Here is a 22,971-nt window from a genome sequence, read left to right on the forward strand (position 1 = left end):
ATAAATTTACATGTTAATTGGTTGGTCGGTTGTTAAATGATTAATTGATTAATACACAGAAAGGGATGAAGTGCGGTACGGTGAGAGGTCTGAACTTTAATCCCTTTTCTTTTTATTTTATAATAATCTTATTGTCTTTTTTCTCATAGGCATTAATAAAATTAATATTCTTGATTGTCGTTAATATGTCTTCTAATTTTTGATTTTTATTCAATACGCCATTAAATCTCACATTTCCAAGTGCTGGATCAGCAAACTCAATATCAACATCATACCATCTTGACAACACTTTTGCAATATCTTTAAGAGGCATTCCTTTAAAAACAAACAATCCTTTTCTCCACGAAATTTCATTATAAACATCAACTTCAGCAATTGAGATACTTCCGTTAGGACTGCTTATTTTCGATTGTTGGTCTGGCGCCAAAATTTCTTTATTGCTTGAATTGCTTACCGCAACTTTTCCTTTTACTAATGTGGTATAAATTGCCGTTTCGTCTTTATAAGCTTTGATATTAAATTCGGTTCCAATAACTTCAACATTTTGTCCTTGGGTTTTGACTTTAAATCTTGAACCTTTATGTTTTGTGCTTGGCGAAACTTCAAAATAAGCTTCTCCGTAAACCAATTCGACTTGTCTAGTTTCTCCATCGACAAAAGCAACTGGGTATTTTAATTGTGATTCTGAGTTCAGCCAAACTTTTGTGCTATCTGCCAATTGAACAAAAAACTGTCCTCCTCTCGGAATCGTTAAAAAGTTATTTGCGATTGCAGCAGTTTTGCCATTTTTTGAATCGTATATTAATTTTTCTCCATTACTAGAAACATTTCCTTGATTGTAAGATTCCCCTTTTTTCAATTCAATAACAGATCCATCTCCTAAAGTCAATGTTGCCTTATCACTTCCAATCAAAATATTTTTATGGGCTACAACCGGAATATTTTGTCTTGAATTTTTTCCTGTATTGAATAACAACGAAATGGAAATCAGCATTGCAACTGAAGCCGCAACTGCAACTTTAAAACTTGTTCTTGAATAAAATGGTCGTAACGAAATTACTTTTGTTTCTTCAGATTTTATTGTTTTCTGAATCCGATGAAGCATTTTACTTTGAATTTCTTCTTTTGGTCCTAACGCATCATCCCATTCTTCAGAAGTTTGAAAACTTTCGTAAAAATGCAACAACTGCTTATTCTCCTCCCGATTCGTATCACCAGAAAGATATCGGTTTAATAACGTTAAGAATTCTTCTTTTTTCATTTTTTTAATTATTAATGCAGGAGTATATGAGGTAAGTATCTAAAAAGACATTTACCCCCTAGTCCAAATTGTATTTTTTTTTGATTTTTTTTAATCTTTTAAGAAAAGCCCCGCCAGAAACTAGAAAATTCAATGCTTTAGGCTTATAATCGGCAATCATTTTTTGTTTTCTTTTAAAGATTTTCAGAAAGCCATAAAATCATCGCCGTTCCTAATGAGCTTCCCATTGACAAACGAATGGTATGAAGCGCTTTTGTAATATGATTTTCAACTGTTTTAGTTGAAATATTCAGACGTTCAGCAATTTCTTTATGACTGAGCTGTTCTTCTCGGCTCAATTTATACACAGCTTGGCATTTCTCTGGAAGTGTTTCGATAATCAAATTAAGCTGTTGCACCAATTCTTCGTGCATCAATTGAGTTTCTGGCGTTGTATATTGAAAACGTTTTTCTAAATCATCAAAAAGTTCGACCTTGATTTTGTCTTTATTCTTTTTTAAATGATTGAAAACTTGATAACGTGCGCAGGCATACATATAGCCTTTTAAAGAAATATGGATTTCTAACTTTTCGCGATTGTGCCAAATGTTCATAAAGATATCCTGAATAATATCTTCGCACAACTCTTTATCTTTTATGATATTGTAGGCCGAAATAAAAAGCGCCTGCCAAAATGTATTGTACAATTCCGTCAATGCCGATTCATCTCCAGAGCGAAGACGATCAATTAAAATTTTATCTTGATTTGTGGATAACAACGGTAATTTTTGGCTTTAGGGAAATTGAATAATTCGCAACAAACTTAATAATATTATCCAATAATCCTAATTTGCTCGAGCACAGAACAGTCATTCAACATTATTCAAATAATTCTGCAAAAAACTCGAATCCCTATAAATTTGATAATTTCATAAACTGAAAAGCCATAAAAAATTGACTTTATATAATTTTTCACTCTTTAAAAACGGATTTTACAAACCGCTCTTTGTTAAGATAAAATCATTTTTTTATTAATAATAGCCAAAATACCGTAGCCAATTTCTTAGATCGCAAATTGAAGTAAAAGCGACTTTTAGAAATTAGTAAAAAAAGTTTTACTATAATTTTAGGCACATTTTTACACACTTTTAAGCAAAAAAAAAATCGGAAGAAACTTCCGATTTTAGATTTTTATGATTCACAACTGCTGCAGGTAACCAAACTTGTAACTAATTCTTTTGAAACACTCTGGCTTCTTTGATAATACAAACTCTTGATTCCGAGTTGCCAAGATTCTATCATTAAACGATTTACTTCTTTAATTGGCAATTCTGCTGGAATATTAAGGTTTAAGCTTTGTCCTTGATCTACAAATTTTTGACGAATTGCGGCTTGTTGCACAATTTCCAGCTGACTGATTTCTTTGAAAGTTTTAAACACATCTTTTTCAGTCTGTGTAAGCTGTTCCATATGCTGAACGCTTCCACCATTCAGCATAATTCCACGCCAAACTTCTTCATTGTCCAAACCTTTTTCTTCAAGCAGTTTTTTCAAATATTTATTCTTGCGCATGAAATTTCCTTTGCTCAAACCCGCTTTGTAATAATTACTGCTAAACGGCTCAATTCCTGGAGAAGTCTGCCCTAAAATTGCCGAAGATGATGTTGTTGGCGCGATCGCCATAGTAGTCGTATTTCTTCTTCCGTAACCTTTCAGTAATTCTGGTTCGCCATAAATTCGGGCTAAATCCTGCGTTGCTTTATCTGCTTTTTCACTGATGTGTTTGAAAATTTCTGTCGTTTTCATTTTGGCTTCTAAACCTTCAAACGGAATCCTATTTTTTTGCAAATAAGAATGCCATCCTAAAACGCCTAAACCTAGGGCACGATGTCTTTTTGCAAATTTATTGGCTGCAGAAAGGTAATAATTGCCTTCCGTTTTTTCGATGAATTCCTGCAATACAGCATCCAAGAAAAAGATAGCCAATTTCACGGCTTCGGTATCTTTCCATTCATCGTAAAGCTCCAAATTCATTGACGAAAGACAACAAATAAAGGATTCGTCAAAATCAGATGGAAGCATAATTTCGCTGCACAAATTACTTGCATTAATACGTAAGTTTTTGTCTTTATAAACTTGTGGTTTGTTTTTGTTTACGTTGTCACTGAAGAAAATATAAGGCAATCCTTTTTGCTGACGGCTTTCTAAAACCTTTGCCCAAACTTGACGTTTTTCGATATCGCCATCAATCATTTCCTGCATCCAATAATCAGGAACACAAATTCCGGTAAATAAATTCTGGATTGGATTTCCGATGCTTTTTATCTTTAAAAATTCCTCAATATCTGGATGATCAACGTCTAAATATGCTGCAAATGCGCCACGACGCACGCCACCTTGCGAAATCGTATCCATAGCAGTATCGAACAGCTTCATAAAACTTACGGCACCACTACTTTTTCCGTTGTCTGTTACAGCACTTCCTCTTCCGCGCATTTCTCCAAAATAACCCGAAGTTCCGCCGCCAATTTTGGTCTGCATAATAACTTCTCCAAGCTTGTGTGTAATACCTTCAATTTTATCCGGAATGTGAACATTGAAACATGAAATTGGCAAACCACGTTCTGTACCCATATTTGCCCAAACTGGCGAACTGATGCTCATCCAGCCACGTTCAATCATTTCTACAAAAGATTCCTTTAGTTCTGGTTTATAAAGTCGGCGAGCAGCTGCCGTGCAAATTCTATCAATTGCACCTTCAACCGTTTCACCTTTTAAAAGATAACCGCGATTCAGGATTTGTTCACTTTCTGAATTTTTCCACCACATTTTATTTCCAGCCTCGCTCATCGGTTGGCTTGCTTCATTTATATCTATTATATTCATCATTTTATGCTTTTAGAACAAATCATTTGCCGTTATACTCTTATCATGTTTTGTATATTCTACAGGTCTTTTCGCAAAGAAATCATCTAAACTGTTTGCAAAAACTTCTTCTTCAAACCACAACATTGCTTTATACTCTTCTGCCGAAACATCAAATACGGTTGGAATTCCAATTTGTTTCAAACTTTCGTCTAAACGGAATTTCATGAAATTAACTAAATCCGTTTTATTGATACTTTCGATTTCACCATCTTCAAAAATCCAATCTAAAATATCCGATTCAACATCGATCGAATGTTTAACGGTATCTCTAATTGCTAATAAAGTTGCATCATCAAAATAATCTGGAAATTCCTCACGGATTTTATTAATGATAAAAATGCCTCCATTTGCATGAATTTGCTCATCAATTGAAGTCCACGCAATAATATTGCTGACATTTTTCATGTAGCCTTTGAATCTTGTAAACGAAAGCAAAATCGCAAACTGACTGAAAAGCGAAACATTTTCAATCAAAATACTGAACAAAATCAGCGAAACCATATATTTTTTATTGTCCTGCGAACGTGTATCTTTTAAAACATTTGAAAGATAATCCACACGCTTACGGATTACAGGAACGTCTAATAATTTCTCAAATTCGTCATTGTACCCTAAAACTTCAAGCAAACGCGAATAGGCTTCAGAATGCCTGAATTCGCACTCGGCAAAAGTAGTTCCGAGGCCGTTAAATTCTGGTTTTGGGAAATGCTCATAAATGTTTCCCCAAAAACTTTTTACCGCAACTTCAATCTGTGCAATTGCCAACAAACTGTTTTTGATCGCTGTTTTTTCAGCTGGCGACAAATGCGAATGAAAATCCTGTGTATCAGCAGTAAAATCGACCTCTGTATGAACCCAGTACGCTTTGTTTATCGCTTCAGTAAATTGTAGTACCTCCGGGTATTCAAAGGGCTTGTAATTGATTCTTTTATCGAAAATAGACATAATATAAAATAATTAAATGGTGGATAATATGTTATTCGAAATGCCGATTTGGGAGGTATTTTAGCATCTCGATACTTACAAATTTAAGCCAGCCTTTTTTGTTTTTCTTTCCTTTTGATGTTAAAAATCGTGGCAATTATCAACAAGAAAAAATGGCATTTTTTAGGAGTTAAAAAAGTATTTATCAACAGCCTTTTTCAATTTCATAATGCTCGAAAAATCAGTTATTTAAAAAGAATCTAAATAAAGTTGTCAACAGGAAAAAACGTTTTTAATCTTCAATCGAAAAAAACAGTTATCAACAGCAAAGTCAAAAATGAACAAAATTTCATCTAAAAAACTGTTACAAAAAATGGCTTTGGAAGTCTCATTTTAAGATTCAAAAAGTTTAACGTTCAAAAAAAACGAATTGACAAAATCAAACTAATTATTTAATTTTAAACAATTTATAAAATTTAAGAATTGTTTAAAGACTAATTTCTGAATCTGCGGAAAGAAATGAAAACCAGTTTTTTCTCTTAAACAATTCTCAAAATACACCAACTTCAAATGACAACAGATATTATCGAATTGAATGACTTTATTGTTTTAATAGAACAATCGAACACGACAAAAACCATAGTTCAAAAATGCGAAATAGATGGCGACGCAGTTGGTTTTGCTTTTTACGGATCTGGAAATGTTGAGTTGGAAATCAAACACAATAATCAGACGAAATATTTGACAAATACGACCGGTTTGGCAATTTGTTTTTTCGGAAATCAGAAAGTTGAATTCTCACATAAAATTGAACCGGATAAACCTTTACAATCGATCAGTATTTTTACCAAACTAAAGCATTTGAATTCGCTTCCTTTAGCCGAAAAAGAAATTTTTGAAAAGCAGTTACCCGAATTACTAAATCCGAAAGAACATTTTGTAAAAGGACCATCATATTATATGACTTTAGACATGCAATTGGCAGTTCAAAAAATCTTCAATACAACTTACACCGGTAATACCAGATTATTGTTTTTAAAAAGTCAGGTCAACGAACTTTTGGCTCATTTCTTTGCGCTTTTAAGTACCGATGCCAAAATTGACTTTTCAGAAATTGACAAAAACAAATTATACAAAGCGAAAGAAATTGTAACCACACATTATTCTAAACCTCCATCAATTACGCAATTATCAAAAATGGTAGGTTTGAACAGCAACAAACTCAAAAAGAATTTTAAAGAACTTTTTGGGATTCCAGTTTTCAAATATGTTCAGGAAGAACGACTTCATAAAGCGTACGAATTACTCCGCGAAAGCGAAAAAACAGTTCAAGAAGCGGCTTGGGATGTGGGTTATGAAAGTCTGAGTTCGTTTTCGAATGCTTTTCATAAAAAATTCGGAATGCGTCCAAACGAAGTTCGGCTTCAATTCCTTTCAAACAAATCATAATTCTTTTGCGACAAATGATTGATTTTTAATCTAATCAACTTTGTATCAGTAATTAATTTAAAAACTATTGATATGAGCAAAAAGAAAATTTTAGTCTTGGGTTCTAATGGGAAAACTGGACGCAGAGTAATCGAAAGATTGAAAAATAATCCTGAAGTAGAAATTCGTCTAGGTTCTCGATCTGAAAAAATTCCTTTTGATTGGGAAAATCCTCAAACTTGGGAAAATGTTCTACAAGGCGTTGAAATCGTTTACATCACCTTTCAGCCTGATTTAGCAATTCCTTCAGCAGTTGAAACCATTCAAGAATTCACCGTTTTGGCAACAAAATTAGGCGTTCAAAAAATGGTTTTATTATCGGGAAGAGGCGAAAAAGAAGCGCAGCTTTGCGAAGAAATCGTAAAAGAAAATGCCAAAAACTGGACAATCGTTCGTGCAAGTTGGTTCAATCAAAACTTTAGCGAAAGCATATTTTTGGAACCTATTTTAGCCGGAATTGTGGCTTTGCCAAGAGCCGAAGCTTTAGAGCCTTTTACAGATGCGGATGATATTGCCGATGTGGTTTTGGAATCACTTTTAAACGACAAACACAATGGAAAAACATATGAATTAACCGGCCCAAGATTACTGACTTTCAAAGAAGCCGTAAATACAATTGCCGAAGCAAGCGGACGAAATATTGCTTTTCAAGGTTTATCATTGGAAGAATATTCAAAAATGCTTCGCGAATTTCAAGTTCCTGAAGATCATATTTGGCTTGCGAATTATCTTTTCGAACAAGTTTTGGATGGAAGAAATTCGCATATCACTTCTGACATTGAAAAAGTCTTAGGCCGAAAAGCAAAAGATTTTTCCGCTTACGCGAAAGAAACTGCCCAAACCGGAATTTGGAATTCTTAAACTCTGAAAGATGAATTATTTTAGAGTCGCTTTATCGGGTTTATTGGTTTGGATTTTGGTCAGTATTTCGTTTTACATTTTAGATCAAATTCCGCTTATAAAAGATTTCTTTTGGGTTCAATCCATAATTGTGATGTTTGGAATATTCTTTTTCGGAATATTTGGAGCTAAAATCTATTACAGAAAAACTCCAAAAACGAATGGACTGCAACTCGGAATTGCAATGTCGGCAACCGCCTTGATTTTAGATGTTTTGATTACGGTTCCTTTTGTAGAAATCCCAAACGGAAGAAGTTATTTTAGCTTTTTTAATAGTCCGGTTTTATGGCTTTTGGCAACTATAAATGCTGTGTCTGTTTATTTTTATTGGAAGAAAAAACAAAACATTTGAATTTAAAAACGAAATTAGGAACATTGCCGATGGTTTCAACCATTGTGGGACGCAATGATAACATTCGCTTAGTCTCCCAAGGTTAAAACCTTGGGCTATGTTGAAATAAAACACAAAAGCTTGTTCTAACGAACAAGCTTTTGTTTATTTCTAATAATTGAAATTAAAGATTCGCATCTTTTACTTTGGCTTTTGCCAATTGGCTCACTCTGTAAATCAGAAATACACTGAACAAAGTAACAACCGCAACCACATAACCCAAAATAGGATAATTCTCCAAAGGCGAAGTTTTTGTCTGCTGATGCACTATAAATCCAGCAGAAACAGCACCAATTCCTCCTGCAATTTGTTGCAATGATGACGTTATAGACATATAGGCACCACGATCCTGCATCTCAGGAATTGCAGTGTTTAATGTTGTTGCCGGAATCATTCGGCTCATGATTCCCATGAATAAAATCATGTTCAAAACGACAATTTGCCAAAGCGGAATAGGACTTAAATTGGTATAAATCAAAATCATAATTATAGACAAAAATGATCCTGCCGCAAACAATTTGAACTTGCTTACTTTATCACTCAATTTCCCTATAAGTGGCATAATAAACAATACTGAAAGTCCGGTAAAGAAAAATACCATCGGTAATTCTTCTTGGCTGATATGAATATTATTGACTAAATATGCACTTCCAAAAGGCTGCAACATAAAACCTCCAACGGAAAGAAAAGCAATTGCCATAAACCCAACCTGATATTGTCTGTTGCTTAAGGTGTGCCAAAGGTGTAAAAATGGACTTTTGTCTGACTGCAACTCCAAGTGTTTTGTAATCGCAGGCAATTGCGTTAAAACTGCTACAAGAATTAACAATCCTAAAACGGCGATCATAATAAAAGTCGAATGCCAGCCCCAGTGATTAGCAAAAAATAGTCCGGCTGGGATTCCAAGAATTTGACTTGATGCGTATGCCATTTGAATAAATCCCATTACGCGACCTCTTTGCTGAATAACAAATAAATCGGTTACGATAGCCAACGAAATAGAACCAATTACACCTCCAAAAAGTCCTGTAAAAATTCTTGCCATTAACAACATATGATAACTTGTCGAAAAGGCACAAAAAATAGTTCCAATAATAAATCCGATATAGAAGAAAATCAACAGTTTTTTTCGGTCGAATTTATCTGCAAAACCTGCTGCTAAAAGTCCAGAAATTCCGGCACTGAAAGCATAAGCAGAAACCGCAAAACCAAAATCTGAAGTCGTCATGCTTAATTTTTTCATTAACATATCTCCTAACGGAGAAATTACGACAAAGTCTAAGATTACAGTAAATTGCAAAAGTGCCAAAATGGCGATGATAAATTTTTGATGTAAGGTGAAAGCCGTGCTTTCTATAGTAGTTTTTTCCACTTTAATAATTTGTATTTTTTACGATAATTCTTGGCAAGCGTGGCCAAAATCGCGGATTAATTTTATAATTTCTTCTGGTTTCAATGTCTCCGAAACCACACGAAGAACGCAATCAACGTCTTCACAATCAATACTCCACTCTTGAATTTGTGGGTGATTGCTCAAAATTTGATGTGCAATAGAACTAGAATTTATAGTTCCGATATTGGTTTTAAAAATATGTATTGTGTTTAAATCTGTTTCCATAATTTTTCATGGTTTAAGGCCTTTCACGGTTACTTGAAAAGCTTCTTTCATAATTTCTTTAGTAAGCACAAATGGTTTTCCTCCCATACTTTTACGTTCCGCATGCATGTTCAGCAGCGTATAAAGAGGTCCGTAAGCCACACTCCAAAACGCTTCAAAATTCATTGGAAGAAGTTCTTTATTTTGCAGCGAATTATTGATGAACTGGGTCATGATGGCTCTGAAATCTGAAAATTCTTTTATCGAATCCAAAATGATTTCTCCATGTGGCGAATGTTTGATGATTTCAAAAAATGCAACTTCTTTAGGGTATTTCATTGCAAAGTTGGCGCGGTTTTCCCATTGTTTCCACAAACCTTCTTCGAATGGCATTTCTGGCGAAAAGTCTTTTATGGTGCTTTTAAAAAACTTCAGTGCCATTTTAGCTCCTATTTTTTGAATCAAATCATCTTTGTCAGCATAATAAATATAGAGCGTACCAACAGAAATTGAACAGGCTTTCGCCAATTTATTCATACTGAAACCTTGAAATCCTTCCTGCACAATTTGGTCAATCGCCATTTCAATGACCAATTTTTCTTTGTCAATATCTCTAATTCTCATAGCTGATTTTTTTTTTTTACAAAGATAAAATAATAAATGAATGAACATTCTTTTATTTATTATTTTTTTTCATCTAAATTAAAATCCATAAAAAAAGTCTGCAAAACCCAGCGTTTTACAGACTTCAAAAAAACTAAACAAATAAATTAAGTTGTAAATTCCAAATCTCAAATTCCAAATTCCAACCAGTATTGTCCCTCTGAGCGAACTCGAAGAGCAACATAGCTCATAACTTCTAACTCATAATTATATCACTTTTTACTTTTCACCAAAGAAACATCATCTATAAAACAAAAAGATTTTGCTTTTCCATCGGCAAGAAAACCAACTTCAGCCTTTCCTCCTTTTACTTTTATATCTTTTATGACAATGGTTTTCCAATCGGTATTTTCTTCTTTTACAACAAATTGAAATTTCTTTCCGCCAGTTTCGGCATAGATTTCAAGGTTATTAAAACCTTTGCTGTTTTTTACTTTCGCGGTCAAGGTATAAAGTCCGTCCTCTAGTTTTACATACGGTGATGATTCTATTTTTTGGAAAATTTTTCGTTTGAAATCAATTTTATCACTGATATTCAAGCTCTTTTCTCCAATGACTGTTTTTCTTTCTAACTCTGTATTAAAATGATTCAAAACAGGTGAAGTTACAGTATCCAAACTTATTTTATTCCCTTCAATAACTTCAGTTGCCCAACCTGTCATCTGAATCTGCAATGGTTTTACAGGACTCGGAATATGTCTACGATCGGCTTCAAAACTTCCGTTTCTGACATAATTGTTTTCATCATCAACTTTCCATTTTCCTGTTTTAGCATCCAAATTCCAAGCGCTAAGCGAATTAAAATATGGTTCACTTCCATTAAACGATATTGGGCACCATTGGTTATAACCCAAACCGTTTCCAGCAAAATCAGCCCAACGATCGCCACAATACACAATAGTTTCCTGTTGTGTTCCTTTTACAGAAAAGAAAAATCCAGTTTGCGAAACGTGAGCAAAATCTTCCTCAGCGCCTTTTGTAATCAGCATATCATTTGTTGGGCGATATGGACCACGAATATCATCGGCAACTAAATAATAAGCGAAAGACGAATCCCAACCGTAAATATTTGAAGCATACATATAATACTTGTTTTTGTATTTAAACATGCAGTTTCCTTCTCGGCTTTCACCTTTAAAAATTTCGGTACAGTCTAAAAGGTTTACTTTTCCGTCTTTTATTCCAATTTCAGAAACATAAATCTTGTTTCTTCCTTTTCCGTACGAATAAATCAAATACGATTTTCCAGTGTCTTCGTCAGTAAAAACGGTTTGGTCGCCAGTATTGCTGGTTCCAATCATTTTTTCCATATTTATTTTTTGATGCCAAGTAAACTGACCTGTAGGCGAATCGGAAAGAGTGATCAAAACTTCGCTTCCATGCTGTACAAATAGCGCGTATTTATTAATTTCCTTTACAAAAGCGACACCTAAACGCCCTACCCAGGTCTTCCCTGATTTATTTACTTCGTCTTTTGTCAAAACATTTGCTTCAAGTGTCCAATTAACCAAATCATCTGAACTGTAACACGTAACAGCTTCAAAATTATTGACATTAAGCGTGACAGACGGATCAGCACGATAAATATCGGCCTCAGCATAATGAACGCCATACCAAAAATATTTTTGCTTTCCTGTTTTCGGATCTGGAAATTTAAATATGCCGCCTCCTTGACTGTTTAATGGGAGTCCCTCTTTGGTATTCCAGAAAACATCATTTTTGATGGTACGATTCTGGGCTATCATTTTTTGTGATATTCCAAAAGAGAATAATGCAAGAGCAATACTAAAGGAATACCATTTTTGAATTTTCATAATTTAGTACGGTTAGTTAGTTCGTAATAAAATTATTGAATCAGTATAAAGTTTGCGTCATGTACTATCCTGTTTAGTAATAGATATTTAAGATTATGGCAGATTTTGAATTGTCTATAATTTTTTCCAATCTTTTAAAAAAAACTTCATTTACCATAGGACAACCGTGGCTTCGGGAAATATAATGATCTTGTTCCTCCTCCGGAACTGCAGAATAGGAATGCAAAACCACAGCTCTTTTTAACGCGTTATTGTTACTTTCATCTAAGCCGTTTAATTTATACGATTTTCCAAAAGTTCCAAAATATGATTTCCCGATCGCATAGCATCCTAGAGAAGTTGCATTTGAATTGGGTTCATTGCTGAATTTAAGATTTCCTGGAATTCCGGTTTCTGATCCGCAACCATGAGCAACGAGTCCTTCGTCCAAAATCTTGTCGTGCTCCAAATCATAAACAAAAAATCTGTTTTTGCCTGATTTGATTTTCATATCAACAAAAAAGGCAATTTTACTATTATATGAATTACTGGTTTTGATTTTTTCTTTTACTCCAGCAAGCTGTATGTTGAATCGCTCAATAGCGGTTTCCGTCCAATTTTCTTTTCCTGATATTGTTTTGAAATTCCCCAAAATTGATACGGAAAGAAATACGATTAAATTGAAAATTTTCATAAAAGTGGCATTAAAAATTTATCCCAAACAACTTTTCAGAAAAATTGTTTTTTTACGATGCAAATTTACTTTGCCACTTCATTACAAATTAGACAGTAAACGACTTAAAAACAATATAATAAGTTTTAATTTCCAACTAAAACAAGCCCAATATTCCCTTAAAGAATCATCAAAATGAGCGTCATTGCTGGGCTTTTCGATTTCATCTCATTTTTGAAAGGATCGTCTTTTAAAGTCCAAAACTAAAACACTGACTTAAAGCTGTTTATAATAAGAATTTTAAGATTAATGCTTTTTTATCTGCTTAATATTGTATAACTTGCATATAGCAAATAAAAAATCTACACATTATGAAAAAAATTCTATTCTCTATTTTAGTAGTTGCGATTAGTATAATGTATCAGCCGATTTTTTCCCAAACCGAGGATACCGAACCTGCTTTAGGACTGCCCGGTGACAACTTAGATCTTTATGCTGTTCTGAGTCTTTTTCAAAAATCAAAAACAATTGAGGAATTTGAAAAAAAATTAAACCTAAAAGAAACAGGGATCAACAATCTGGATCTGAATTTGGACAAAAAAGTAGATTTTATAAAAGTAGTAACAAAAAAGGAAGGCAATTCCTTTACTTTTATACTTCAAGTCAATGTGAGTAAAGACGAAACTCAAGATGTTGCGATAATCTTAGTATCAAAAGATAAAAACGGAAAAGTGTCGCTTCAAATGGTTGGAGATGAAGATCTTTATGGCAAGAACTACATCATTGAGCCCAAGAAAGATGTTCCTGCCCAGACAGCAAATCCAGCATATAAAGGCGAAAATCCTGTAACTACAAGTACTCCAGCAACAACCGTAATTGTTGAGCAGGCACCAATTGTACAGTATGTGTATTCACCAGCTTATGTACCTTATTATCCACCTTACTATTATGGATATTATCCGCCTTATTTTGCCGCTTTTACGGTACTAGCGGTTGGAATTTATCGCCACAATCATTGGTATCATGGTGGGCATTATGGCTATCACGGAGGTCATTATGGCGGGCATAACAATATTGTGATCAACAATAATAATCGAAACAGCATTAATCATTATAACAACAACAGATCTCGATCGAACACTGTAGCACGAAATAATTCTGGCGGTCGTTATGGCAATAGCGTTTCAAATCGTGCAACAAATACGGGCGTTTCCAACAGAGCTGGAACAGGATCAAATCGTCCTTCGGCAGGAACTTCAGACAGAGGTGCATCAGCAAATCGCCCATCAGCGGGAACATCTGATAGAAGTTCAAATAGAGGTTCATCAGCAAATCGCCCATCGGCCGGAACTTCAGACAGAAGCTTCTCGTCACCATCAAATCGCAGTTCTTCTAATTTTAGTTCTGGAGGCGGAAGAACAAGATCAGGCGGCGGAGGTTTTAGCGGCGGAGGCGGCTTTGGCGGCGGAGGCGGACGCAGACGCTAATCGAAATATAGAGACATAAAAAAAGATCGGATGTGAAATTTACATCCGATCTTTTTTTATTTTTATGTCTAAATTTATTTATTGATCTGAAACGCTCATATCTCTTACACAAACATATTTTCCGTCTCTTTTTACAAACACACTCATATAGTTTCCAGTATTTATAATAGTTTTGGTAGAATCTGTCACTTCAAAAGCACCTGTTTCTACTACTTGATTCCCATCATCTGATACAAAAATTTCACCCGTTTTAAATGCAATCTGATCTGATTTTGAACCAATATTGGCTTTTAAAAACTCTATAATATTAGCTTTTCCAATTAAAGGCATGTGGTTTTGATAGTAGCTAATTGCATCATCTGCATAATAGCCTACACTCGTAAGTTCGCCCGAATTATAGATTCTGGCAAAGTCATCTTCCTTAGCTTGGATTTCCTTTTTTATGGCTTCTTTATCAACCACAACAGGTTCTTCTTTTTTCGTATTGCAGGCAAAGATAGAAGTTAAAACACCTAACAATAAAATTCCTTTTAAAAGATTGTTTTTCATATATTTAAGGATTTAAAACTATTCCTTAAAAGTACTTATAAAAATTAAAATATCAAGTTATTTCCGATAAAAATATTATTCAGTTATGATAAAGATTTTAAAAACATTTCACTATATTTAAATGAAACTGAACAGATTAAGGCAATTCATGCTTTTATGGTAATGTTTTTGACAGAATTATAAGAAGTTATTCAGACAATGTTGATTCTTTGTCAAAAAAATAGCCCTATATTGCAAGAGAAAAAGCTTATCATTAAGAATAAACCAAAGGCTAATTTTATAAAAAAGCGTTTTAAATTTAATTTTACCCCAATTTAAAAATGAATAAAAACCATTACAATATTTTACTTGCAGATGATGACGACGACGATTGCTCTTTTTTTAGAGAAGCACTTGACGAATTAAACCTTCCTGTAACTCTTGTAACTGTACATGATGGCGTACAATTAATGGATTATTTAAGAGCGCATTCACCTAAAGAGTTGCCTGATATTCTTTTTCTTGATTTAAATATGCCTCGAAAAAATGGCCACGAATGTCTCAAAGAAATTAAGGAAATTCCGGAATTTGATACGCTTCCTGTGATTATTTTTTCTACTTCATTAGATATTGAAATTGTCGATTTGATGTACCAAAAAGGTGCTACACATTATATCAGAAAACCTGGCGAATTTTCTAAACTAAAGGCTGTAATCAGCAATGCTTTGTCAACCACCGTCGAAAATAATCTAAAACAGCCTGCAAGAGAACAATTTGTTCTTCAGCCGTAATCTTTTCAGGGATGAACCTTACAAACAAGGAATATTATTTTCTAGCCGATGGTGGTGAAATGGGCCAATCAATACGATCCAAAGATTGGAGCAAAACCGCTTTAGGAAATCCTGATGTATGGCCTCAAAGTCTGCAGACAATGGTTTCGGTAATGCTCAATAACCCTATTGGAATGTATATTGCTTGGGGAGATGATCATACGCAATTGTATAATGATGCCTTTCGTCCTATTTTAGGCTCAACAAAACATCCTCAAGCTTTAGGAATCAGCTCAAAAGAAACATTTTCGGAAATCTGGGATACTATCGGGCCAATGTTCGAAGATGTCATGAATGGAAATGCTGTTAGTTATGCCGACCTAAAATTGGTCTTAAATCGGAATGGATTCGATGAAGAATGTTATTTCAATTTTTCATATACGCCAATTAAAACCGAACACGGAAATGTTGGTGGCATATTGGTTACTGTTGTTGAAACGACTGAAAAAACTGAGCAAATTTTAACTAAAACCAAAGTCCAAGAAAGCGAGCAAAAAATAAGACAGATTGTAGAAAATGCTCCTTTCCCAATTGGTGTTTATGTTGGAAAAGAACAACGCATCGAGCTTGCCAATCAATCCATTATGGATGTTTGGGGAAAAGGGAATGATGTTGTTGGAAAATTATATACAGAGATTCTTCCTGAACTCAACAATCAATCGGTTTTTGAGCAAGTAAATCAGGTTTTTGAAACAGGTGAAGCTTTTCATAATAAAAATGCTCGTATTGACATTACCATGAATGGCAAACTCGAAAGCTTTTATTTCAATTACAGTTTTACGCCTCTTTATGATACAAATGGAAATATTTATGGCGTCATGAACACCGCCGCAGAAGTTACCGATTTGCATCTTGCCACAAAAAAAATAGAAGAAGCCGACAAGCGTTTTCGTGATACCGTAAAACAAGCTCCAATAGGAATTACCATTTTGCGTGGTCCTAATTATATGGTCGAAATGGCCAATGAAGCGTACTTAAAAATTGTTGATCGCGAAGAAGAAACTTTTGTTGGCAGACCGCTTTTTGATTCGCTTCCAGAGGTGGAAGAAAGCGTAAATAAACTTTTATCTGATGTATTGACAACTGGAATTCCGTTTCATGGAAATGAAGTTCCGATTCCATTAAATCGTTACGGAAAACTTGACATTTCTTATTTTGATTTTCTTTATAATCCGTTACGAGAAGAAAATGGCGAAATCTCAGGAATTATTGTCACTGTTACTGAAGTAAGCGAAAAAGTCGAAGCACGAAAAAAAATCGAGCTCAACGAAGAAAGGCTTAAAATTATTGTTGAAGCCAGTGAACTTGGCACTTGGGAACTCAATTTAAAAGAAAATAAAATTCATTATTCGCAACGCTACTTCGAAATCCTTACAGGACATAAAGACGTTTTAGAAATGAAGCATGAGCAATTGCTCACTTTTGTGCATCCAGACGATTTGCATATTCGAAACCAAGCTTATATTGAAGCACTTACTACAGGAATAATCAATTATGAATTACGAGTAATTTGGCACGACAAATCGATTCATTGGCTTGAAGCCAAAGGAAAAGTGTTTTTTGATCCACAAAATAATCCGGAAAAATTACTTGGTACTATAAGAGATATTACTGAAGAAAAAAATCACCAGCAGAATTTGGAAGAAAGCGAAAAGCGTTTTCGATCTTTAACTGAAAGTATTCCGCAGTTAATTTGGGAAACAGATGAAAAAGGAAATTCACTGTTTGTTTCTGGAAAGTGGGCTGAATATACTGGAATACAGAACGAAAAACAAACTTGGAGAAGCATGATTCATCCTGATGATTTCGATGAAAACATGCGGGTTTGGAGTCATAGTCTTGCCACAGGCGAAATATACCGATGCGACGTGCGAATCAAAAGACACGATGGCATTTACAGATGGCATACCGTAATTGGCGAACCGGTTTTAAATGAAGAAAATAAAATCATCAAATGGGTTGGCGCTTTTACAGATATTCACACTGAAAAAGCCTTTACAAACGAGCTAGAGCAACAAGTAACCGCAAGGACCAAAGAATTGAGCCTAATGAATGAATCGCTTCAAAAAAGCGAAGAACGTTATCATTTGATGGTTGAAGAAGTTCAGGATTATGCCATTTTGTACCTCAACCACGAAGGTATTGTTGAAAACTGGAATTTAGGTGCCGAAAAAATTAAAGGATATAAAGCTGAAGAAATTATCGGCAAAAGCTTTTCTCAGTTTTACACCGAAGCTGATCGAAAAAATAATCTTCCTCAGAAGTTATTGAATCTCGCAATTGAAAAGGGAAAATCAAGCCACGAAGGATGGCGTGTTCGAAAGGACAAAACGCTTTTTTGGGCCAATGTAACGCTTACGGCTATTCACAACAAAAACAACCAGATTATAGGTTTCTCAAAAATGACTCATGACTTGACTGAGAAAAAAAGCGCCGATGACAAACTAAAAATGAATGCTTTAGAACTTGAGCACAAAAATGCAGAACTTGAAAAAATGAATCAAGAACTGCAGTCTTTCGCCTATATTTCAAGTCATGATTTGCAAGAACCGTTGCGAAAAATCCAAACTTTTGCTACACAGATTATGGAAAAAGAATCTGAGAATTTGTCGGATTATGGAAAAGATAAATTCAAGAGAATGCAAAATGCGGCGCAGCGAATGCAGACTTTAATCAATGATTTGCTTTCGTATTCTAGAACCAATGCTCAGGAAAGGGTTTTTGAAAAAATAGATTTAGGGAAAATCGTAGCCGAAGTCAAAGAAGATTTAAAAGAAGAAATTGAGCAAAAAAACGCTAAAATCGAAAGTTTAGAAAACTGTGAAGCCAATATTATTCCGTTTCAATTCAGACAGCTTTTGTATAATTTAGTCAGCAATTCTCTTAAATTTTCAAACCCTGAAAATCCAATTGTGATCAAAATCAATAGCGAAATTGCAAAAGGTTCGGATTTGAAAAATGAAAAATTAGCATCCGAAAGTAAGTATTGCCATATCAGAATTGAAGATAACGGAATTGGTTTTGAACAACAATACAGTTCAAAAATCTTTGAAGTTTTTCAGCGTCTTCACGGAAAACTCGAATATACAGGAACCGGAATTGGATTGGCAATCGTGAAAAAAATCGTTGACAATCATAACGGAATTATTACGGCAACAGGCGAACTAAATAAAGGGGCCATTTTCGACATTTATATTCCCGCAACATAAAATCAAAAAGCAGAATTTCTTAAACCGAAATGCTGCTTTTTTTCTTCAAAATATTAATTACTTAACTACACTTCCTTCAAAAGGCGAAGCCGGCAAATTCTCTTTGTTATACAAATTTGCCTCAACAGGATTATCTGCCCAAGCATAACGGACTTGGACTGGCTTATCAATATTTTCACTCCAGATTTTGACTTTATTTCCTTCAATCATGGCGCTTGCCCAAACAAACTTACCATCGCTTCCAGCAATTTCGAATCCTTTCAAACGGTCGCTATTTTTAATTATCAAACCGCTTCCTGTATCTGTAAAAGACAAAATCAACTGATTCCCTTTTCGTTCCGCCGATTTGAAAAGCGGTCCAGAAGCAACAATATTCTTTTCACCATAAGCAATTTTTTCAGCTTGGAGCGCTAATCTTTTCCCGACATCATATTTGTTCAGCGGATGAATATCATTCCATTCGCCAAGATCAATTGTTACGGCCATTCCAGTATTTGGAACTGCTAAAGTATTTTTTTGCTGTTGACGCAAAGCCGCCCAATTACTTTCTGCAGGCTCTGTTTTTGGTTCCATAAAATTAGTCAACTGCACAATCAAAAACGGAAAATCGCCTTGCTTCCAGGCTACGCGCCAACTTGAAATCAAAGTTTCCATCAACGCGCCATATTCTTGCGGTTTTTTAGTACTCGATTCTCCTTGATACCAAAGTGCGCCTTTTATAGCATAATTTGTCAGCGGCGCAATCATCGAATTGTACAATCCTACTGGTTTCCATCTTATGAAAGTTGCACCCGGCAAAGGTTTCATTGCAGCTCCTAATTTAAATTTCCACGGACCTTTCAAATCAATTGAATCTTTATCCAAAACCAATTGATAGGGTTTATCTTCAACAAAACCGCCTTTTCCCGAATTATTGATTACACGAATAGCAATTTCATTTTTTCCCTCTTTCAAAAACTTTGGATCAAAAGCATATTTCCTTGGCGGATACAAATAAGAAGTGGTTCCAACGAAATTCCCGTTTACATAAACCGAATCGGCATCGACAATTCGGCCTAAAATCAATTTTGCCGAAGTCGCTTTTAGATTTGACAAATCAACTTCTTTTCTGAACCAAACTGCGCCATTTATTTTTCCTAAAGTATGATCGGCCCAATAACCTGGAATATTCATTTCTGGCCAATCTATATCATCTAAATCTGCTTTTGACCATTGCTTTTTCAAACCTTCATCTTGACGATTAACATCTGCATACCATTCGGTGCTAATTTTTTTGTCATTTGCTTCGATTTGCGCTCCTAAAGTCCCATCTTTAAATTTTTGATATTCAGCATCGTATTCAGGAAATTTCTTCACAGCATCGGCGCTAAGCCATGATTCTGCAGGAGAACCACCCAAAGCGCTATTGATCAACCCAATTGGCACTTTATATTTTGCATAAATTTCACTTGCAAAAAAATATCCGACTGCCGTAAAATTCAAAATATTGGTTGGATTTACTGCTTTCCATTCGCCTGACGACAAATCCGAATTTTCTTTTGCAAAATCATATTGATCCGGCACTAAAAATTGTCTTATTTCCGAATTATTTGCATTTGTTACAATATCTCGGTATTTATCTTTTACGCGGTCCATTGGCAATTCCATATTCGATTGTCCCGAGCAAAGCCAAACATCGCCAAACAAAACATCTTTTAAGATAATTGTATTACTAGCCGATAAAGTCATTTCAAAAGGTCCTCCCGCTTTTTGAGCAGGCAAGGTAATTACCCAATTTCCATCCTGAGAAGCTGTAGCTTCAAACTTTTTTTTATTAAAGGAAAGCTCGACTTTTTCATTTGGCTCCGCCCAGCCCCATATTTTCACCGGAATATCGCGCTGTAAAATCATTCCGTCACTAATCAATCTCGGAAGTTTTATTTGAGAATAAACAGCACTGCAAAGAAGCGCACTGATAAAAATTAGTAGTTTTTTCATTTTCAAAATTTTATTTTCTGATGTATGCTGAAATCTTTTTAAAGATAATCTATATCGTATTACTAACTAAAGTTTTTTATTTAACACATAGAAACATAGAGCTTTTTTAATTTGAAAAAAGAAAATAGAAAGAAACTAGTTTCTAACACATAGCTATGTGAATGTATGCAAGTAAAACGCCTTTTAAAGCTTAGCTAATTCTATGGCTCTATGTGTTTAAAAAACATTCTTCCCTTTTCATTTGACATCAAAAAGCCGAGAGGGCTCAACTCTCGGCTTTTTTTATAAAACAATTTTATCTGCAGTTTTAACCAATTCTTAAAATAAACACTTACTTACAACTTTACTAACTTAATTGGCTGCTTAAATTTGTTTTATCATATGAATTTGGACAAACAAAAACTTCATTTCTTAGTACCCCGGATTCTGATATGCCGCTTTTTCAGCATCCGTCATAATCATGGCATCAAATTGATTTTGAGGGATCGGGCGTAAATAGTGGTAGGTCTTAATATCTCTGGCAACAGTGATCGGTGTGTGATTTCCGTATGCAGGTCCACAAATTTGGTATGAACTTGAAAGTTCTGTCCACTTTTGCGTACGAAGCAAATCGTACCAACGATATCCTTCACCAAAATATTCGCGAGAACGTTCTGCCAAAATATAATTGATATCAATAGTTGCAGGTGTTGCTGCCACCATTGCTGCGCTGTTATCTGCTGATTTTGCTACATTTCCATTGTTGTCAAATCTCCATTTTCCTGCACGAGCTCTTAAAACGTTTACCAATTCCCTAGCGCTTTTTCCACCTTGAGGCGTTGCTCCCATTACATTTGCTTCAGCTGCAATTAAATACAGTTCTGATAATTTTGCAATATTGAAAGGACGTGTACTTGCTCCATTTGGAGAACCAAGTCCAGTTCCATTATCTGTACGATACGTTCCTAATTTCCATAAACCTGGGTAAATGATTCTGCTGATGCCACTTGGCGCAATAACAAAATCAGATCTTCCTGGCAATACTCCTGCTCCAACTGCTCCACCTTCTGGTCCGTTTCCTGCCGCATAAACAATCGATGGATTTTCAGCATTCAAAAATGAAAGTATTGCACCGCCTGGAGCAACTGGCAATCCATTGGCATTATTTAAAGTTGGTGTCGTAATTCCAGCTTTATTCCAGTTTCCGCGATATACTGTTGTAAATGTACCATCGTAACGAGAATCGTTTGTTTTATCAGCAAATGTATTTGCGATTGCACCGATAGTAGGACACATACGAATAAATGGACGTCCTAAATGTTGCTCTGCTTCACGTTGCACTGAACTTACTCCCGAACTTCTGATAACGGTATAATTTGGTGTCATCATCCAAACTGCAAAGTTTTCTGGAGCATTTCCATTTGAAAACGTAAGACTGCTGGCATTGTAAAATTCACTTTTTTCTGTGTGATCAGCATATAATAGAATTTCGCTGTTGCGATCATTGCTTCCTAAATTTACATCATAGTAAGTTGGTTGCAAAGCAAATGCACCGTGGCTATCAATTGCCGTTGCTGCCACATCGTATGCTTTTTGGAAATACCAAGCAGCATCATGTCCGTCTGGGTCAACACGAGAAGTTTCTGGGTAAGTTGGGATATTATTTGGATTTTTCAACCACCATGCATAAGTCAAATAGGCTTTAGCCAAATACAATCTAGCTACTGTTTTTGTCACACCGCCTTTTACTCTTCCCGCATCTGGCAATTCATTTACTGCTGTTACTAAATCAGGGAAAATCGCTTTTGTATATACTTGTGGCACCGTATTTCTAACAGAAAATCTTGAAGGGCTAGTATTGAATTTAAGTTCTCCTGCTCCCAAATCTAATGGCACTCCACCAAAAGTTTGAACTAATAAAAAGTAATCAAACGCACGGAAGAATCTAGCTTCAGAAATCATCGCATTTGAAACCGTTCCAATTGCTGTAGCATTCTCTATAATTCCGCTTGCAGTATTAATATTGATAAAGGCTGGTCCCCACAAAGCATCCGTACGGCTTGATGAAGGCGTAATTGATCCTACGCCAGAAAGGTCCATATCTTTGAAATTGGCATCAGCACTTTGCGCATACGTTACCTCATCTGTTCCTGTTTCGGTCGTATTGTAGTAGTAACCTTGTCCATAGATGTAACGCAAGTGCGCATACATAGACGTCAATCCTCCAACAACTCCTTTTTCTGTTTTGAAATATTCAGGTGTGTAAACACTTCGAGGTTCTTCTTCTAAAACATTCGTGCATGCTCCCAGGAACAGCGTTAACATTGCTGTTGCCATAAAAGTTTTTATTTGTATCGGTTTCAT

At 35.1% G+C, this 22,971-nt stretch carries 18 protein-coding genes; 6 read left to right on the forward strand and 12 right to left on the reverse strand.

Annotated features, from left to right (window positions below):
- Positions 1-112: 112 nt before the first annotated feature.
- The 4 genes from AAYQ19_RS07540 to AAYQ19_RS07555 all read right to left on the reverse strand — a co-directional run bounded on the left by AAYQ19_RS07540 (position 113) and on the right by AAYQ19_RS07555 (position 5,113).
- On the reverse strand, positions 113-1,261 hold the full coding sequence (locus AAYQ19_RS07540; protein ID WP_343535563.1) for a FecR family protein: 1,149 nt from the start codon (positions 1,259-1,261) through the stop codon (positions 113-115).
- Between the two features lie 173 nt (positions 1,262-1,434).
- A complete protein-coding gene (locus AAYQ19_RS07545; RefSeq protein WP_343535565.1) occupies positions 1,435-2,019 on the reverse strand; it encodes an RNA polymerase sigma-70 factor in 585 nt (194 codons plus the stop codon).
- Positions 2,020-2,431: 412 nt separating this feature from the next.
- On the reverse strand, positions 2,432-4,126 hold the full coding sequence (locus AAYQ19_RS07550; RefSeq protein WP_445709687.1) for a ribonucleoside-diphosphate reductase subunit alpha: 1,695 nt from the start codon (positions 4,124-4,126) through the stop codon (positions 2,432-2,434).
- Positions 4,127-4,138: 12 nt separating this feature from the next.
- Entirely contained in the window at positions 4,139-5,113 is a 975-nt protein-coding gene (locus AAYQ19_RS07555) for a ribonucleotide-diphosphate reductase subunit beta (RefSeq protein WP_343535567.1), read from the reverse strand.
- Between the two features lie 549 nt (positions 5,114-5,662).
- Between AAYQ19_RS07555 and AAYQ19_RS07560 the strand changes: the two genes are divergently transcribed.
- The 3 genes from AAYQ19_RS07560 (at position 5,663) to AAYQ19_RS07570 (ending at position 7,832) form a co-directional block, all read left to right on the forward strand.
- Complete coding sequence (locus AAYQ19_RS07560; protein ID WP_343535568.1) at positions 5,663-6,541, forward strand: helix-turn-helix domain-containing protein; 879 nt, start codon at positions 5,663-5,665, stop codon at positions 6,539-6,541.
- Positions 6,542-6,613: 72 nt separating this feature from the next.
- Entirely contained in the window at positions 6,614-7,441 is an 828-nt protein-coding gene (locus AAYQ19_RS07565; RefSeq protein ID WP_343535570.1) for a Rossmann-fold NAD(P)-binding domain-containing protein, read from the forward strand.
- Positions 7,442-7,451: 10 nt separating this feature from the next.
- Positions 7,452-7,832: a DUF5367 family protein gene (locus AAYQ19_RS07570; protein ID WP_343535572.1), complete on the forward strand. Its 381-nt coding sequence runs from the start codon at positions 7,452-7,454 to the stop codon at positions 7,830-7,832.
- Between the two features lie 163 nt (positions 7,833-7,995).
- Here the strand turns inward: AAYQ19_RS07570 and AAYQ19_RS07575 are convergent, their stop codons facing one another.
- The 5 genes from AAYQ19_RS07575 to AAYQ19_RS07595 form a co-directional block, all read right to left on the reverse strand.
- Positions 7,996-9,243, reverse strand: a complete 1,248-nt coding sequence (locus tag AAYQ19_RS07575; protein WP_343535574.1) for an MFS transporter — start codon at positions 9,241-9,243, stop codon at positions 7,996-7,998.
- 18 nt (positions 9,244-9,261) lie between these two features.
- Entirely contained in the window at positions 9,262-9,489 is a 228-nt protein-coding gene (locus AAYQ19_RS07580) for a hypothetical protein (RefSeq protein ID WP_343535576.1), read from the reverse strand.
- Between the two features lie 6 nt (positions 9,490-9,495).
- Positions 9,496-10,092: a TetR/AcrR family transcriptional regulator gene (locus tag AAYQ19_RS07585; protein ID WP_343535578.1), complete on the reverse strand. Its 597-nt coding sequence runs from the start codon at positions 10,090-10,092 to the stop codon at positions 9,496-9,498.
- Between the two features lie 251 nt (positions 10,093-10,343).
- Complete coding sequence (locus tag AAYQ19_RS07590; protein ID WP_343535580.1) at positions 10,344-11,945, reverse strand: family 43 glycosylhydrolase; 1,602 nt, start codon at positions 11,943-11,945, stop codon at positions 10,344-10,346.
- A 73-nt stretch (positions 11,946-12,018) separates the two neighbouring features.
- On the reverse strand, positions 12,019-12,618 hold the full coding sequence (locus tag AAYQ19_RS07595; protein WP_343535582.1) for a murein L,D-transpeptidase catalytic domain-containing protein: 600 nt from the start codon (positions 12,616-12,618) through the stop codon (positions 12,019-12,021).
- A gap of 350 nt (positions 12,619-12,968) precedes the next feature.
- On the opposite strand from AAYQ19_RS07595, the gene AAYQ19_RS07600 reads away from it, so the two are divergent.
- The gene (locus AAYQ19_RS07600) at positions 12,969-14,084 is read left to right on the forward strand and encodes a hypothetical protein (protein WP_343535584.1); all 1,116 of its coding nucleotides are present in this window, start codon (positions 12,969-12,971) and stop codon (positions 14,082-14,084) included.
- A gap of 78 nt (positions 14,085-14,162) precedes the next feature.
- Here the strand turns inward: AAYQ19_RS07600 and AAYQ19_RS07605 are convergent, their stop codons facing one another.
- Positions 14,163-14,633 (reverse strand): YybH family protein, encoded by a 471-nt coding sequence (locus tag AAYQ19_RS07605; protein WP_343535586.1) that lies wholly within the window; start codon positions 14,631-14,633, stop codon positions 14,163-14,165.
- Positions 14,634-14,953: 320 nt separating this feature from the next.
- Between AAYQ19_RS07605 and AAYQ19_RS07610 the strand changes: the two genes are divergently transcribed.
- Both AAYQ19_RS07610 and AAYQ19_RS07615 read left to right on the forward strand, forming a co-directional pair.
- Complete coding sequence (locus tag AAYQ19_RS07610) at positions 14,954-15,403, forward strand: response regulator (protein ID WP_343535588.1); 450 nt, start codon at positions 14,954-14,956, stop codon at positions 15,401-15,403.
- Positions 15,404-15,414: 11 nt separating this feature from the next.
- Positions 15,415-18,651, forward strand: a complete 3,237-nt coding sequence (locus tag AAYQ19_RS07615) for a PAS domain-containing sensor histidine kinase (protein WP_343535590.1) — start codon at positions 15,415-15,417, stop codon at positions 18,649-18,651.
- A 57-nt stretch (positions 18,652-18,708) separates the two neighbouring features.
- On the opposite strand, the gene AAYQ19_RS07620 is transcribed toward AAYQ19_RS07615, so the two are convergent.
- Positions 18,709-20,628, reverse strand: a complete 1,920-nt coding sequence (locus AAYQ19_RS07620; RefSeq protein ID WP_343535592.1) for a sialate O-acetylesterase — start codon at positions 20,626-20,628, stop codon at positions 18,709-18,711.
- A 411-nt stretch (positions 20,629-21,039) separates the two neighbouring features.
- On the reverse strand, positions 21,040-22,971 hold the full coding sequence (locus AAYQ19_RS07625; RefSeq protein WP_343535594.1) for a RagB/SusD family nutrient uptake outer membrane protein: 1,932 nt from the start codon (positions 22,969-22,971) through the stop codon (positions 21,040-21,042).

This window comes from Flavobacterium mesophilum, from assembly GCF_039581405.1.
GTDB lineage: Bacteria > Bacteroidota > Bacteroidia > Flavobacteriales > Flavobacteriaceae > Flavobacterium.

What these genes read in the sequence shown, in the direction of transcription:
- AAYQ19_RS07540 (WP_343535563.1), bottom strand. Translation starts at nt 1,261, where the DNA reads ATGAAAAAAGAAGAATTCTTAACGTTATTAAACCGATATCTTTCTGGT.
- AAYQ19_RS07550 (WP_445709687.1), bottom strand. Translation starts at nt 4,126, where the DNA reads ATGAATATAATAGATATAAATGAAGCAAGCCAACCGATGAGCGAGGCT.
- AAYQ19_RS07555 (WP_343535567.1), bottom strand. Translation starts at nt 5,113, where the DNA reads ATGTCTATTTTCGATAAAAGAATCAATTACAAGCCCTTTGAATACCCG.
- AAYQ19_RS07560 (WP_343535568.1), top strand. Translation starts at nt 5,663, where the DNA reads ATGACAACAGATATTATCGAATTGAATGACTTTATTGTTTTAATAGAA.
- AAYQ19_RS07565 (WP_343535570.1), top strand. Translation starts at nt 6,614, where the DNA reads ATGAGCAAAAAGAAAATTTTAGTCTTGGGTTCTAATGGGAAAACTGGA.
- AAYQ19_RS07570 (WP_343535572.1), top strand. Translation starts at nt 7,452, where the DNA reads ATGAATTATTTTAGAGTCGCTTTATCGGGTTTATTGGTTTGGATTTTG.
- AAYQ19_RS07580 (WP_343535576.1), bottom strand. Translation starts at nt 9,489, where the DNA reads ATGGAAACAGATTTAAACACAATACATATTTTTAAAACCAATATCGGA.
- AAYQ19_RS07585 (WP_343535578.1), bottom strand. Translation starts at nt 10,092, where the DNA reads ATGAGAATTAGAGATATTGACAAAGAAAAATTGGTCATTGAAATGGCG.
- AAYQ19_RS07590 (WP_343535580.1), bottom strand. Translation starts at nt 11,945, where the DNA reads ATGAAAATTCAAAAATGGTATTCCTTTAGTATTGCTCTTGCATTATTC.
- AAYQ19_RS07595 (WP_343535582.1), bottom strand. Translation starts at nt 12,618, where the DNA reads ATGAAAATTTTCAATTTAATCGTATTTCTTTCCGTATCAATTTTGGGG.
- AAYQ19_RS07600 (WP_343535584.1), top strand. Translation starts at nt 12,969, where the DNA reads ATGAAAAAAATTCTATTCTCTATTTTAGTAGTTGCGATTAGTATAATG.
- AAYQ19_RS07605 (WP_343535586.1), bottom strand. Translation starts at nt 14,633, where the DNA reads ATGAAAAACAATCTTTTAAAAGGAATTTTATTGTTAGGTGTTTTAACT.
- AAYQ19_RS07610 (WP_343535588.1), top strand. Translation starts at nt 14,954, where the DNA reads ATGAATAAAAACCATTACAATATTTTACTTGCAGATGATGACGACGAC.
- AAYQ19_RS07615 (WP_343535590.1), top strand. Translation starts at nt 15,415, where the DNA reads ATGAACCTTACAAACAAGGAATATTATTTTCTAGCCGATGGTGGTGAA.
- AAYQ19_RS07620 (WP_343535592.1), bottom strand. Translation starts at nt 20,628, where the DNA reads ATGAAAAAACTACTAATTTTTATCAGTGCGCTTCTTTGCAGTGCTGTT.
- AAYQ19_RS07625 (WP_343535594.1), bottom strand. Translation starts at nt 22,971, where the DNA reads ATGAAACCGATACAAATAAAAACTTTTATGGCAACAGCAATGTTAACG.